Genomic DNA, 13,479 nt, shown 5'->3' with positions numbered 1-13,479 from the left:
GAGCCGGTGAACCGCGACGGCGACGCCGAGCGGCTGGTTGTCGAGCAGCCGAAGGACACCGGTCACGGGCGGAGTCCGTACCAGCGGGACCGGGCCCGGGTGCTGCACTCCGCCGCCTTCCGCCGGTTGGCGGCCAAGACCCAGGTGCACACCGCCGGCACCGACGACTCCCTGCGGACCAGGCTGACCCACTCGTTGGAGGTCGCGCAGATCGCCCGGGAGATGGGGCAGCGGCTCGGCGCGGACCCGGACGTGGTCGACGTGGCCGGGCTCGCGCACGACCTCGGGCACCCGCCGTTCGGGCACAACGGCGAGGAGGTGCTGAACACGCTGGCCCAGTCCTGCGGCGGCTTCGAGGGCAACGCGCAGACGCTGCGCGTACTGTCCCGGTTGGAGGCCAAGGTGCTGCGGCCCGACGGTGCCTCCGTCGGCCTCAACCTGACCCGCGCCGCGCTCGACGCGACCGGCAAGTATCCGTGGTTCCGGGAGCCCGGAGGGCGCAAGTTCGGCGTGTACGCGGACGACGCCGAGGTCTTCGGCTGGCTGCGCCGGGGCGCCCCGGAGCGGGCACGTTGCCTGGAGGCACAGGTGATGGACTGGGCCGACGACGTGGCCTACTCGGTGCACGACGTGGAGGACGGCGTCTACCGGGGACACCTGCGGCTGCCGCAGCTCTTCGACGACCAGGACGAACGGGCCGCGCTCTGCGCCGACGTCGCGGACACCTACTCCACCGAGTCCGCCGACGCGCTCGCCCCGGTGCTGGTCGGCCTCCTGGCCGACCCGCTGCTCCGGCCGCTGGCCGGTTACGACGGCAGCCACCGGGCGCAGGTCGCGCTGAAGAGCACGACCAGCGCGTTGACCGGGCGGTTCGTCTCGGCCGCGGTCGAGGCGACCCAGGAGCGGTACGGTCCCGAGCCGGTGCGCCGCTACGCCGCCGATCTCGTGGTGCCCCGACTGGTCCGGGCCCAGTGCGCACTGCTCAAGGGGATGGCCCTGCGGTACGTGATGCGCCGCCCCGGCGCCGACCGGTGGTACGCCCGCCAGCGTCAGGTGATCACCGAGCTGGTGCACGCGCTGACCGTACGGGCACCGGACGCGCTCGATCCGGTCTTCGCCCCGCTGTGGCGTACCGCCGGCACCGACGCCGCCCGGCTGCGTGTGGTGATCGACCAGGTCGCGTCGCTCACCGACCCGGCGGCGGTCGCCTGGCACCACCGCCTCTCCGCCGGCTGAGCGTAAGGAAGGGCCCCTTGTTAACGCTATAGCGTTAACAAGGGGCCCTTCCTTACAGCATGGCGCGGGCGTCCATCAGGGCGAAGCCGAGCAGGTTGAGCCCGCGCCACCGCCGGGGGTCGAGCGCGTCCGGATCGGTGCCGGCCAACCCGATGCCCCAGATCCGGTCGAGCGGACTCGCCTCCACCAGCACCCGGTCCCCGGTGCCGAGCAGGAACTCGCGCAGCGCCTCGTGCTGGCCGAACTTCGCCACGCTGGCGTCCCGCACGATGTCGTACCGTGCGGCCTCCCAGACCCGCTGGTCGAAGCCGGCGACCCGACGGCCCAGCGTCTGAACCAGGTGTGGGTGCCCGGCGGCGAGGATCCGCTCGGCGATGTCCCGGTCACCGAAGAGGGTCGCCTTGCGCCACATCATGTAGTGCTCGGCGGTGGCGAAGCTGAGTCCGTCCACGGTGAACGGTGACGGCGCCCACTGGCTCAGGCACCCCGCGTCGACCACACCGTCCGAGCGGTGCTTCCAGAAGAAGACGAACTTCGTCCGTACGCCGTCGGCGATCGCGCGGGTCACCTGCTCGGCGTCACGGGGGTGGGTGGAGTGGCGGGGAGAGGTCGACACGCGCCCAGTATGGCGTGGCCCGCCCCGACCGGCCGAGCGATTATGCCGGCGGCGGGGGGTGATCGGAGTGGATGGATCGTGGTTGACTCGCTGGATGCTGCCCTGGGACACCGAGCTGGCCGGCCGGCTCGACCGCCATGTCGTCTCCTCCGAGCTGTTGCGGGGCAACCCGCTGGGTGACCCGCACGAGCGACCGCTCTGGGTCTACCTGCCGCCGGGGTACGACGACGACCCGGGACGGCGTTACCCGACGGTCTACCAGATCCAGGGCTACACCGGTCACCTGTCGATGTGGGAGAACCGGAGCCCGTACCGGCAGCCGTTCATCGAGACGGCGGACCAGGTCTTCGCCTCCGGCGAGGCGCCCGGCTGCGTGGTCGTGTACGTCGACGCCTGGACCGCCTACGGCGGCTCGCAGTTCGTCGACTCGCCGGGCACCGGCGCCTACCACTCGTACCTCTGCGACGAGGTGGTGCCGTGGGTGGACGCGCGCTACCGGACGATCGCCGACCGGGAGTCCCGGGCGATCGCCGGCAAGTCGTCCGGCGGCTTCGGCGCGATGATCACTCCGATGCTCCGGCCGGACCTGTTCGGGGCGCTCGCCACCCACGCCGGGGACACCCTCTACGAGCTGTGCTACCTGCCCGAGTTCGGCAAGGCGGTCCGCTACCTGCGCGAGTACGACCAGGACATCTTCCGCTGGTGGGCGGACTTCCAGTCCCGACCCTCGTTCACCAAGCCGGCCGACCAGACCCTGCTGATGGTGCTCGGCTGCACCGCCTGCTTCTCGGCCGGGCCGGACGGCACCCCGGAGTTGCCGTTCGACCCCCGGACCGGGGTGCTGCGTCCGGAGGTGTGGCAGCGCTGGCTGGACTGGGATCCGGTCCGGATGGTCGAGCGTTACCGAGAGTCCCTCGGTTCGCTGCGGGCGGTCTGGATCGACGCGGGCACCCGGGACGAGTGGTTCCTCGACCTCGGTGCCGAGGCGTTCCGGGCCGAACTCGCCCGGATCGGACTGCCGGAGGACCGGGTGCGCTTCGAACTGTTCGACGCGGGGCACGGCGGGATCGACTACCGCTACCCGCTGGCCCTGTCCTGGCTGGCGAAGCGCCTGGCCCGCTGACGGCCCGGACCGGTGTGACGTGGGTCGCGATCGGGGCCTCGACCGGCCGGGGGCAGCCAGTTAGGTTAACCTAACCTCATGACGGATCGTCAGGCTCGTGCCCGCGTCACCCGGTCCACCGTGCGCCGCAAGGAACAGCTCACGCCGCACATGATCCGGATCGTGCTCGGCGGTCCGGAGCTGGCCGGGCTGGAGATCGGCGCCTGCACCGACCACTACGTCAAGCTGATCTTCCCTCGGCCGGAGGTGACGTACCCGGAGCCGTTCGACCTGGCGGCGATCCGTCGTGACCTGCCGCAGGAGCAGTGGCCGAGGTTGCGCTCCTACACCGTCCGGGCCTGGGACCCGACCGCGCTGGAGTTGAGCATCGACTTCGTGCACCACGGCGACGAGGGGCTGGCCGGTCCGTGGGCGGCGCAGGCCCGCCCCGGTGACCCGATGATGTTCCTCGGTCCCGGTGGCGGTTACGCGCCCAACCAGGAGGCCGACTGGCACCTGCTGGTCGGGGACGAGAGCGCGTTGCCGGCCATCGGTGCCACCCTGGAGCGGCTGCCGGTCGACGCCACCGCCCGGGTCTTCGTCGAGGTGGCCGGTCCGGACGAGGAGCAGAAGCTGCCCACCGACGCCGACTGCGAGATCGTCTGGCTGCACCGGGGCGCCGACGCGGTCGGAGCGAACCTGGTCGCCGCCGTCCGGCGGGCGGACCTCCCCACCGGTACGCCGCACGCGTTCGTCCACGGCGAGGCGACCTTCGTACGCGAACTTCGGCACCTGCTCCGGGTCGAGCGCGGCCTGGCCCGGGAGCAGCTCTCCATCTCGGGTTACTGGCGGCTCGGTGCCGACGACGAGAGCTGGCGCGCGGCCAAGGCCGACTGGAACCGCCGCATCGAGGAGCAGGAAGCCCGCGAGCTCGCCTGATCCGACGCAGATGGCGCGAGCCGGTCAGGGGCCGGGGGTGCGGGCTGCGTTGCCGAGTTGGACGATGTGCCGGCTGATCGCGATCGCGTACCCGATCAGCACGGCGGCGACCAGCGACAGCAGGGTCAGCGGCTCGGCCACCAGCAGCGCGACGAGCACGACCGGGCCGATGCCGCAGGCGGCGACGACCAGTCGGTAGCGCGACACGTAGCCCAGCGAGATCCACTGCAACCCCAACCCGCAGAGCATCCAGGTGCCGATCGCCACGGCGAGCAGCACGCGGAGGCGGTGTGGCAGTTCCGTGACGTGGTGGCTCGCCTGCCCGACGATCTCCCCGAGCGCCCAGCCGAGCAGCAGCAGGGCCGCGCCGAGGATCGCGTGCACGTACGAGTAGGCGAGTCCCGCGCTGAGTCGGGGCAGGGCCAGCCCGGTGGTCACGAACGTGGTGTAGACCCACCAGACCGCCACCGGCACGACCAGTGCGATCGCCGCCGCGACGACGACCTCCGCGTCGGGGCGGGGAGAGATCGCGTCGCGCAAATCGGTGAGCGTGGTGCCGAGCAGGATGATGGTGAACTGCCCGATCCGTTCGGGCAGGTGGGACGTGTCCACCGGGATCCGGGACACCCAGGGCCGCCCCAGCCACGGGGTGAGGAACTCGATCGCGAGCCCGATCGTCCAGAGCATCGGCCGCAGGTGTACCGGCGCCGCCAGCGAGCCGACCCAGAAGAGCACCCCGAGGCCGAACCCGATCAGGTAGACCGTGGTGAGCCGGTGGGTGGCCGGGGAGCTGTGACGTACCCGCAGGTAGAGCATGATCAGCATGGCGCGTACGACGATGTAGCCGACCGGCAGGATCAGGGTGTGCGGGGCGCTGGAGACGCCCACCGCCATCGCCCCCGCGCCCAGCATCCCGACCAGCACGGCGAGCCGGTGCGGCACGTCGTCCGGGTCGAACCGGGTGTCGTAGAACGCCTGACCGGCCCAGGCCAGCCAGACCACCAGGTAGAGGCCGAAGGTGGCGACCAGGTCGCCGAGGTGCGGCGTCGGTACGTCCAGCCGGTTCTGCACCGTCGCCAGGGCGAGTACGAACACCAGGTCGAAGAAGAGTTCCAGCCAGGTGGCGTGCCGTTCACTCTGGTCCAGTGGCAGTTCGGACTCGCGCAGCCGCAGCCGCAGCCACCCGATTCCCCCGCGCCGGACGTTCTCCGGATGCCACCAGGTCACGCCCGCCGCCGGTCAGATCCGGCGGGCGTAGGAACCGGTCTCGATCTCGTCGAGCAACGACGGGCCGATCGGCTCCCAACCGAGATCCCTGCGCGCCTTCTCGCCGCTGGCCTGCTGGTCCATCCGGAAGGCGCTCTCCAACGGGCCGAGCCGTCGCCGGGTCGCCTCCGGCGGTTCCGGGGCGATCCGGCCGCCGAGGCCGAGGGTGCGGCTGGCGGCCGTGGCGATCTCGCGCATGGTCGGGTTCTGCCCGCTCGCCGCGATGTAGTACGAGCCCGGCGCGGCCCGGACCAGTGCGGCGGCGTACAGGGTGGCGACGTCGTCGATGTGGATGCTGGTCCAGTGCTGGTCCCCGCTGCCGGGGAAGAGCAGGGTCGGTTCCGGGTCGGTGACCTGCGGACCGTCGAGGATCATCCGGACCAGCCCGGAGCCGTGGCCGTAGACGACCGCCGGGGAGATGAGGATGTTGCGGATGCCCGTGGCGGACAGGATCCGTCTGGCGACCCCGGGCCGCCAGGCGGTGAGTTCCGGCGGGTCGAAGGGGGACTGCTCGTCGATCACCCCCTCGCCGTGGGTCCAGATGCCGGCGCTGTGGATGTACGGCTTGCCGCTCCCCTCGATGCCGGCGAGCACGCCGTTGACCACGGCGTTGTCCACCGCGTCGGTGATCTGCCCACCCGGCGTGACCAGGTGGATCACCGCGTCGGCCTCGCTGGCGGCCTGGCGGAGCAGGGCGGTGTCGGTGACGTCGCCGGGCAGCGCGGTGGCGCCGGTCGCGGTGACGGTGGCCACCGCGTCCTCGCTGCGGGCGATCGCGGTCACCTGGTGGCCGTCGAGGAGCAGGGCGGGCAGTACGGCGGAGCCGATGTAGCCGGTCGCGCCCGTGAGCAGGATGCGCATGTTACGACGATGCCATGTGATTGGTAACGCTATAGGCGATTCATCGAGGCCGTGCCGTGGGCGGACCACCCAAAGCCGGAGCGAGGACCACCCGGAGCCGGCCGGATCGGTCCGACAGGGCAGGATGTACGCCGAGGGGGTGGCGGTAATGGCTGGGCGGATTCGGGACGAGGACATCACACTCGTCCGTGAGCGCACCTCGATCGCCGACGTGATCTCCGAGACGGTCACGCTCAAGTCGGCGGGCGGTGGCAACCTCAAGGGCCTCTGCCCGTTCCATGACGAGAAGACCCCCTCGTTCACCGTCTCGCCGGCCCGGAACGTCTATTTCTGCCACGGCTGCGGCGCCGGCGGCGACGCGATCAAGTTCCTGATGGACGCCGAGCACCTGTCGTTCCTGGAGTCGGTCGAGCGGCTCGCCGGCCGGGCCGGCATCCAACTGCGCTACATCGAGGCCGGTCCCGCCCCGGCACGGCAGCAGCAGGGTCAGAAGCAGCGACTGGTCGCCGCGCACGCCGCGGCGGTCGAGTTCTACGCCGGGCAGCTCGGCACCGCCGGGGCCCGTCCGGCCCGTGAGTTCCTGGCCCAGCGCGGCTTCGACAAGGCCGCCGCCGAGCGGTACGGCTGCGGCTTCGCCCCTGACGGCTGGGACCTGCTCACCAAGCACCTCCGACAGCGCGGCTTCACCGGCCAGGAGCTGGTCACCGCCGGGCTGGCCCGGGAGGCGCGCTCCGGCTCGCTGATCGACCGGTTCCGCCGCCGGCTGCTCTGGCCGATCAGGGAGCTGACCGGCGACGTGATCGGGTTCGGCGCGCGCAAGCTCTTCGACTCCGACGACGGCCCGAAGTACCTGAACACCCCAGAGACCCCGATCTACAAGAAGTCGCACGTGCTCTACGGCATCGACCAGGCCAAGCGGGAGATCGCCAAGCAGGGGCGGGCGGTGATCGTCGAGGGCTACACCGACGTGATGGCCTGCCACCTGGCCGGCGTACCGACGGCGGTGGCGACCTGCGGGACCGCGTTCGGGGCCGACCACATCGGCGTACTGCGCCGGCTGCTGCTGGACACCGACGCGGTGGCCGGCGAGATCATCTTCACCTTCGACGGGGACGCCGCCGGGCAGAAGGCGGCGCTGCGGGCGTTCGAGGACGACCAGCGGTTCGTCGGGCGTACCTTCATCGCGGTCAGCCCGGACAACATGGACCCGTGCGACCTGCGCCTGGCAAAGGGCGACATGGCCGTACGCGACCTGGTCGCCCGCCGCGAGCCGTTGGTCGACTTCGCGCTGCGGCACGTGCTCAACCGCTACGACCTGGACACCGTCGACGGCCGGGTGGAGGCGATGCGGCAGGCGGCGCCGCTGGTGGCCAAGCTCAAGGACCGGGAGAAGCGACCGGAGTACGTCCGCAAGCTCGCCGGTGACCTCGGTATGGAGATCGAACCGGTGCAGCGCGCCGTGCTCGCCGCCGGCAACGCGCCCGCCAAGGCCACCCCCGGCGGTACGACGCCAGCCGCCCCGCCCCGCCCCGCCGCTCCCGCCGTAGACAACCCGCAGACGATGGTGGAGCGGGAGGCGCTGAAGCTCGCCATCCAGGAGCCGGTGCTGGCCGGGCCGATGTTCGACGCGCTGGGCGGCGAGGTTTACCTGCACCCGGTGCACCGGGCGGTCCGGGAGGCGCTCGCCGAGGCCGGTGGCGCGGCGGGCGCGACCGGCGGTGCGGTCTGGATCGAACAGGTCCGCGACGCCTGCGCCGACCTGGGGGGCAGGGCGCTGGTCGGCGAGCTGGCGGTGGAGCCGCTGCGGATCGACGGCGAGCCGGACCCGCGTTACGTCTCGATCACCCTCGCCCGGCTGGAGTGGGGTTCGGTCACCACCCGGATCCGGGACCTGAAGTCGAAGGTGCAGCGGGTCAACCCGGTGGCCAACAAGGACGAGTACTTCGCGCTCTTCGGTGAGCTGCTCTCGCTGGAGCAGCACGCCCGGGCGCTGCGTGAGCAGGCTGCTGGGGGGTTGTGAGATGGGACTGTTCAACCGCAAGCCGAAGCTGCCGGCCGACCGGCGTCCACCGTTGGACCGGGACGAGCGGATGCTCGCCTGGGCGACGGTGGCCGACGGCGACGGCGTGGTGGTGGTGAGCAACCGGGGGCTCTGGTTGCCCGGCCGGGCACACCGGCTGGGCTGGCACGACATCAACAAGGCGGTCTGGTCCGGGCGCGAGCTGGCGGTCACCCCGGCCGAGACGGTGGTCGAACGGGACGGTTACCTGGTCGTCACGGACCTGCCGGTGGAGACGTACCTGCTGCTCGAACCGGGGGACGTGCCGCACCAGGTGCGGGCCAGGGTGACCAGCTCGGTCTCGTACACCGCGCACTACAAGCTGCCGGCGGGCGGCGCGGTACGCGTGGTCGGGCGCCGGGTCAGCGGGGTCGACGGCCTGCGTTGGACGGTCCGCTACGACCCGGGTACGGCAACCGACGACCAGGCCGTGGTGGAGCAGACGGACGCGTTGGTGGCGGCGGCCCGGGGCACGGGCGAGTCGGAAACCACCGCCTGACCGGTCCGCCGGCCGGGAAGGTCGCTCCCCGGCCGACGTACCGGCAACGGATCAGAAGCGCGTCGCCTTCATGTTGTTGACGCTCCGCTCGGCCGCACCCCAGACGCCGCCCTGCTCGGGCGGGGTCGAGCCGGCGTTGTCGTGCTCCCAGATGTAGTGGTGCTGGTCGAGCGACTTCAGGCTGGCGAAGAAGTCCTCGAACGGCACGTAACCGCCGGGGACGCCGTACTCGGTCATCGAGAGGCTGGTGCCCTCGGCGTTGAGCACGCCGTCCTTGACGTGGAACAGCGGGAACCGCTCCTGCTGCTTGCTGATCGTCTTGATCGGGTCGAGGTTCTTGCGCCGGGTCACGCCGAACTCGTCCAGGTACGTCTTGAACCGCACCTGGGCCTGGTACGCCCAGTAGATGTCCATCTCGAAGTAGACCAGCTCCGGGTCGGTGAGACCGAAGAAGTACTCCAGTCCACGTTGTCCGGTGGAGCGGGTCGGCCGACCGTTGGCGTCCAGCGGCCCGGTGTCGAGCAGGAAGTTGTACTCCCCGTCGTGGTTGTGCTGGTAGAACTTCAGCCCGCGCGCCTTGGCCGCACCACCGACCGCGTTGTACGCGTCGGCGGCGGCCCGCCAGTCCGACTTGTACCGGCTGCCGGTCGGCGCGTTCGCCGTGCCGACGAACTTCATGCCGAGCATCTGGGCGATGTCGAGCTGCCGGGTCAGGTCGCTCTGGAACGAACCGAAGCCGACGTGCGAGCCGACCGCCTTGAGGCCGTTGTCGTCCAGCAGCTTGCGGATGGCCAGGATGTCGGCGTCGGTCGGGTTGGTCCCGTACCCGGCGAACTCGATTTCCTTGAACCCGAGCTGGGCCAGCTTCGGCAGCTTGTCGGCGAAGGGCGCCGGGTCGCTACGGACGGAGTAGAGCTGGATGCCGATCTTGCCGACGGGCAGCCGGTGACCCTGGCTGTCGCGTACCTCGCCGCCGTCGGCGGCCTGGGCCATCCCGGTGAACGGGCCGGCGACGGCGATCGCGCTGGCCGCCGCGCAGGCGGAGAGACCGAGGAATCCTCGACGGCTCCACGGCCCGGTGGTGGTGTCTGGTGAGCCCATAGTTGACGTCCCTTTCAGCTCTCGGTGGGCAGGTGTGGTGCTGGCGTGCGCCGATTCGCCGAAGTGCGGAGCCGACCCGGGGCTCTGTGCCAAGAGAGCCGAGACTCTGTGCCAAGAGAGTCGGGATTCCGGGCAGGTCGATCTCCTGTTGCGGACCGTACCCGCCGCCAAGGTCAAAAAGAAAGGGTCATCCGACGGGAAACTTTCTCTCGCCAGTGGAACGACGTCGCGCTCCTGAAAACGAAAATCGTAACCTGCCGGAAACTCGCTGGGAGGGTGTCGTACCGGGCGGCTAGGGTCGTCGCCGTGGCCACGGAACAACCTCTGATCCAAGCTCGCGGACTGGTCAAGCGGTTCGGAGATTTTACCGCCGTCGATGGAATCGATGTCGAGGTGCGCCCCGGGGAGGCGTTCGGCTTTCTCGGGCCGAACGGCGCGGGCAAGAGTTCGACCATGCGCATGGTCGGCTGCGTCTCCCCGCCCACCGGTGGTGAGCTGCGCATTCTCGGTATGGACCCGATGTCCGACGGCCCGGCCATCCGGGCCCGGCTCGGCGTCTGCCCGCAGACCGACAACCTCGACCCCGAGCTGACCGTGCGGGAGAACCTCACCACGTACGCCCGCTACTTCGGCATCCCACGCCGGGTGGCCCGGGAACGGGCCACCGAGTTGCTCGAATTCGTCCAGCTCAGCGAGCGGGCCAACAGCAAGGTCGAGCCGCTCTCCGGCGGCATGAAGCGTCGGTTGACCATCGCCCGCGCGCTGGTCAACGAGCCGGAGATCGTGCTGTTGGACGAGCCGACCACCGGGCTCGACCCGCAGGCCCGGCACCTGGTCTGGGAGCGGTTGTTCCGGCTCAAGCAGCAGGGCGTGACGCTGGTGCTGACCACCCACTACATGGACGAGGCGGAGCAGCTCTGCGACCGTCTGGTGGTGATGGACGGCGGCCGGATCGCCGCCGAGGGGTCGCCCCGCGACCTGATCGAGCGCTACTCGACCCGGGAGGTGGTCGAGCTGCGCTTTCCCACCGAGTCGCAGGAGGAGTTCGCCGGCAAGCTCGACGGCATCGCCGAGCGGCTGGAGATCCTGCCGGACCGCATCCTGCTCTACGTCGACAACGGTGACGCCGCCCTGGCCGAGGTGCACGCCCGCGCCCTGGCCCCGGCCAGCTCCCTGGTCCGCCGCAGCAGCCTGGAGGACGTCTTCCTCCACCTGACCGGCCGCACCCTGGTCGACTGACCCCCTATCCCGCCGAAGCGGGCGCGCGGGCGCCCCACTGCTCCAGGTTTCGCAGCACCGGCTCCAGTTCGCGGCCCCATTCGCTCAGCTCGTAGACCCGTACGCTCTCCGGCGCGCTCAGGTCGCGATACTCGACCACGCCGTACTCGACCAACTCGCGCAGCCGTTTGCTCAGCACGTTCGGACTGATCCCGGGCAGGCCGGCGAGCAGTTGCCTGAACTGCCTGGGCCCGGGCAGCAGGTCACGTACGACCAGCAGTGCCCAGCGTTCACCCACCACGTCGAGACTCCGGGCGACACCGGACGGATCTCCATAACTACGGCTACCGGTCACGTCGGCAGGCTACCCGGCCCACCTCCCACCCCGCCCCCGGTCTCGGAAGGGGGCCCGGGGGAGTCGACGGGCCGGCTGTCGGTGGACGGCCGCCGGGTCGCTCACCGAGGACGCGACGGCCGGCTGAAGCGGTCAGCTCAGCGACTGATTCTGTATTGGTTGAACGAAGCGCCACCGCAGACCCAGTTTGTCTGCTGGGAGATGACCACCCGACCCGCTGGGATCGGTTGACCGATACAGATGTTGACCGGATTGGCGGTTGCCGCGCCGGGCGCGACCAGGGCGACGGCCGCCGCCGTGAGGAGCATGGAAACGATCAAAGATCGCAACAGGGTACGCATATAGCTATGCTGGGGAGCAATTTGCGCTGATCGGGATGCTCGACAATGGATTGATAGCCGACTCGGACGGCCACCGTTCCGTACACTCTGCCCCGTGCACTAGCGTCGGGAGCGTGGAGCCGACCTACCGACCCGCCGTACGCGTGATCTGCCTCGACGCCGCCGAACGGGTGCTGCTGTTGCGTTGGCGGGACCCGTACGACGGGGCGTTGCTCTGGGAACCACCAGGTGGCGGGGTGGAGTCGGGCGAGACCCCGTTCGACGCCGCCCGGCGGGAGTTGGCCGAGGAGACCGGGTTCGACCCGGCCGGCGTCGTCGACGCCCCGGTGCCGGTCGAGCGGGACGTACGGTGGAACGGCAGGCGCTTTGTCGGCCCGGAGGACTTCTTCCCGGCCCGTCTCGCGGGGCAGCGACCCGCCCTGACCCGGGCCGGTCTCCTCCCCGACGAGCAGGTCAATCTCGACTCCTACGCATGGGTCGCGGTAACCGAGTTGGATTCGCTTTCGGACCGGCTGGAGCCGCCACGGTTGCGTACGGTCGTCGCGACCCTGTTTCCGGCCAGTGCCTGGGCTGAGCGGGGCGACTGAACCGTCATATCGGCCTGACCCGGGTCCTCGCCGTGGTACGAATATCGGCGGCGGAAAAGGTGAGGCGGCTGGATCGGTGGCGGGAAACCAGGGGACCAGGCTACTGCGCAAACGCGAGCACTCTCGCCAGGCGTCGACCCTCGAACTCTTCTTCGACCTGGCTTTCATCTTCGCGCTGAACCTGCTGTCGATGCGATTCTTCGACGACCTCTCCTGGACCAATTTCCTCCAGACGATGATCCTGTTCGCGGGCATCTACTGGATCTGGATCGCGACGGCCTGGTCGACGGACTGGTACAACCCGAACGAGCCGGTGATCCGGTGGCTCGTCCTCGGCATCATGTTCGTGGGCCTGTTGATGTCGGCCGCGGTCCCGGCCGCCTTCGGGGCACACGGGATCCTCTTCGCCGGAGCGTACGTCTTCGTGCACCTCGGCCGAGCCGCCCTGCTGCTGCCGTTGCTGCGGGGACACCCCCTGCAACGTCGTACGCTGCTGGTCGCGATCTGGTTCGCCGTCTCCGGCGTGCCCTGGATCGTCGGCGCGTTCCAGCCGGAGTCCACCCGGATCGTGCTCTGGCTGATCGCGCTCGCGATCGACTACGGGATCGCCTGGCTCGGCTGGCCCACGCCGGGTCTCGGGCGGGTGCCCGAGGAGAACCTGCGCACCGTCGGCGAGCACCTTTCCGAGCGGTACCAGCAGGTGTTCATCATCGCCCTGGGTGAGGTCGTGCTGGTGAGCGGGCTGGCCTTCATAAGCGTGGACATCGACCTGCTGACCGGCGTCGCCTTCGGCCTCGCCTTCCTCACCGTGGTGCTGCTCTGGCGCGGTTACCTGATCCCCAGCGGGGGGATGCGGATCGGCACCATCCTCGACCAGAACCGGCCCCGGATGGCGGTCTCGGTCGCGTTCTGTCACGCGGTGGTCCTGGCGGGCACCCTGCTGACCGCGGTCGGGAACGAGGTGCTGATCACCCGTCCGCTCGCCGAGCCCCGCCCGGAGTGGGTGATGCTGATCGTGGGCGGCAAGGCGCTCTTCCTCATCGGCCGGGTCATGTTCCACATCGTGGTGTTCCACCGCCTGCCGTGGCCGGGAATCCTCGGGCTGCTCCTGCTCGGCGGCCTGGTCCCCGTCCTGCTCGTGCTGCCGCCGATCGGGGTCGCGTCGGTGACCTGCCTCGCGCTGCTCGCGGCCATCGCCGTCGACATCTACCTGAGCCGGCGCTCCGGCTGGTTCGCGCAGGCCGGCGAGACGCCCCCGCTGGACTGACCCTAAGTTTTGACTTATATAAGCTGCCCCTG

The 13,479-nt window shown here is 70.4% G+C and carries 14 protein-coding genes; 8 read left to right on the top strand and 6 right to left on the bottom strand.

Annotation, left to right across the window (positions count from 1 at the left end; genetic code table 11):
- The first annotated feature begins 6 nt into the window (after window positions 1-6).
- Window positions 7-1,236 (top strand): deoxyguanosinetriphosphate triphosphohydrolase, encoded by a 1,230-nt coding sequence (locus ACI2K4_RS26660; RefSeq protein WP_404515193.1) that lies wholly within the window; start codon window positions 7-9, stop codon window positions 1,234-1,236.
- A 52-nt stretch (window positions 1,237-1,288) separates the two neighbouring features.
- Here the strand turns inward: ACI2K4_RS26660 and ACI2K4_RS26655 are convergent, their stop codons facing one another.
- A complete protein-coding gene (locus ACI2K4_RS26655; protein ID WP_404515191.1) occupies window positions 1,289-1,852 on the bottom strand; it encodes an NADAR family protein in 564 nt (187 codons plus the stop codon).
- Window positions 1,853-1,934: 82 nt separating this feature from the next.
- Here ACI2K4_RS26655 and ACI2K4_RS26650 point away from each other — a divergent pair, with 82 nt between their 5' ends.
- Both ACI2K4_RS26650 and ACI2K4_RS26645 read left to right on the top strand, forming a co-directional pair.
- A complete protein-coding gene (locus tag ACI2K4_RS26650; protein WP_404515189.1) occupies window positions 1,935-2,975 on the top strand; it encodes an alpha/beta hydrolase in 1,041 nt (346 codons plus the stop codon).
- Window positions 2,976-3,053: 78 nt separating this feature from the next.
- Window positions 3,054-3,893 (top strand): siderophore-interacting protein, encoded by an 840-nt coding sequence (locus tag ACI2K4_RS26645; protein ID WP_404515187.1) that lies wholly within the window; start codon window positions 3,054-3,056, stop codon window positions 3,891-3,893.
- A 24-nt stretch (window positions 3,894-3,917) separates the two neighbouring features.
- On the opposite strand, the gene ACI2K4_RS26640 is transcribed toward ACI2K4_RS26645, so the two are convergent.
- Window positions 3,918-5,120, bottom strand: a complete 1,203-nt coding sequence (locus ACI2K4_RS26640; RefSeq protein WP_404515185.1) for a low temperature requirement protein A — start codon at window positions 5,118-5,120, stop codon at window positions 3,918-3,920.
- 12 nt (window positions 5,121-5,132) lie between these two features.
- Window positions 5,133-6,020 carry an NAD-dependent epimerase/dehydratase family protein gene (locus ACI2K4_RS26635; protein WP_404515183.1) on the bottom strand — a complete coding sequence of 296 codons (888 nt, stop codon included), beginning with the start codon at window positions 6,018-6,020 and terminating at the stop codon, window positions 5,133-5,135.
- A 124-nt stretch (window positions 6,021-6,144) separates the two neighbouring features.
- On the opposite strand from ACI2K4_RS26635, the gene dnaG reads away from it, so the two are divergent.
- Window positions 6,145-8,040: a DNA primase gene (gene dnaG, locus ACI2K4_RS26630; protein ID WP_404515181.1), complete on the top strand. Its 1,896-nt coding sequence runs from the start codon at window positions 6,145-6,147 to the stop codon at window positions 8,038-8,040.
- Window position 8,041: 1 nt separating this feature from the next.
- Window positions 8,042-8,578, top strand: coding sequence for a hypothetical protein (locus ACI2K4_RS26625; protein ID WP_404515179.1), 537 nt, complete (start codon window positions 8,042-8,044; stop codon window positions 8,576-8,578).
- Between the two features lie 51 nt (window positions 8,579-8,629).
- Here the strand turns inward: ACI2K4_RS26625 and ACI2K4_RS26620 are convergent, their stop codons facing one another.
- On the bottom strand, window positions 8,630-9,679 hold the full coding sequence (locus ACI2K4_RS26620; RefSeq protein WP_404515177.1) for a sugar phosphate isomerase/epimerase family protein: 1,050 nt from the start codon (window positions 9,677-9,679) through the stop codon (window positions 8,630-8,632).
- Between the two features lie 306 nt (window positions 9,680-9,985).
- Between ACI2K4_RS26620 and ACI2K4_RS26615 the strand changes: the two genes are divergently transcribed.
- Window positions 9,986-10,918 (top strand): ABC transporter ATP-binding protein, encoded by a 933-nt coding sequence (locus ACI2K4_RS26615; protein ID WP_404515174.1) that lies wholly within the window; start codon window positions 9,986-9,988, stop codon window positions 10,916-10,918.
- Between the two features lie 4 nt (window positions 10,919-10,922).
- Here ACI2K4_RS26615 and ACI2K4_RS26610 read toward each other — a convergent pair whose 3' ends face one another.
- Both ACI2K4_RS26610 and ACI2K4_RS26605 read right to left on the bottom strand, forming a co-directional pair.
- Complete coding sequence (locus tag ACI2K4_RS26610) at window positions 10,923-11,252, bottom strand: winged helix-turn-helix transcriptional regulator (protein WP_404515172.1); 330 nt, start codon at window positions 11,250-11,252, stop codon at window positions 10,923-10,925.
- Window positions 11,253-11,389: 137 nt separating this feature from the next.
- Window positions 11,390-11,593, bottom strand: a complete 204-nt coding sequence (locus ACI2K4_RS26605; protein WP_404515170.1) for a hypothetical protein — start codon at window positions 11,591-11,593, stop codon at window positions 11,390-11,392.
- Between the two features lie 113 nt (window positions 11,594-11,706).
- Between ACI2K4_RS26605 and ACI2K4_RS26600 the strand changes: the two genes are divergently transcribed.
- Both ACI2K4_RS26600 and ACI2K4_RS26595 read left to right on the top strand, forming a co-directional pair.
- A complete protein-coding gene (locus ACI2K4_RS26600; protein WP_404515168.1) occupies window positions 11,707-12,180 on the top strand; it encodes an NUDIX domain-containing protein in 474 nt (157 codons plus the stop codon).
- A gap of 76 nt (window positions 12,181-12,256) precedes the next feature.
- Window positions 12,257-13,447, top strand: a complete 1,191-nt coding sequence (locus ACI2K4_RS26595) for a low temperature requirement protein A (protein ID WP_404515166.1) — start codon at window positions 12,257-12,259, stop codon at window positions 13,445-13,447.
- Window positions 13,448-13,479 lie beyond the last annotated feature (32 nt).

It is taken from the genome of Micromonospora sp. NPDC050397 (assembly GCF_044901685.1).
GTDB lineage: Bacteria > Actinomycetota > Actinomycetes > Mycobacteriales > Micromonosporaceae > Micromonospora_G.
This window is presented reverse-complemented; position numbering and strand designations above follow the sequence as displayed.

What these genes read in the sequence shown, in the direction of transcription:
- ACI2K4_RS26645 (WP_404515187.1), top strand. Translation starts at nt 3,054, where the DNA reads ATGACGGATCGTCAGGCTCGTGCCCGCGTCACCCGGTCCACCGTGCGC.
- ACI2K4_RS26625 (WP_404515179.1), top strand. Translation starts at nt 8,042, where the DNA reads ATGGGACTGTTCAACCGCAAGCCGAAGCTGCCGGCCGACCGGCGTCCA.
- ACI2K4_RS26620 (WP_404515177.1), bottom strand. Translation starts at nt 9,679, where the DNA reads ATGGGCTCACCAGACACCACCACCGGGCCGTGGAGCCGTCGAGGATTC.
- ACI2K4_RS26635 (WP_404515183.1), bottom strand. Translation starts at nt 6,020, where the DNA reads ATGCGCATCCTGCTCACGGGCGCGACCGGCTACATCGGCTCCGCCGTA.
- dnaG (WP_404515181.1), top strand. Translation starts at nt 6,145, where the DNA reads ATGTACGCCGAGGGGGTGGCGGTAATGGCTGGGCGGATTCGGGACGAG.
- ACI2K4_RS26605 (WP_404515170.1), bottom strand. Translation starts at nt 11,593, where the DNA reads ATGCGTACCCTGTTGCGATCTTTGATCGTTTCCATGCTCCTCACGGCG.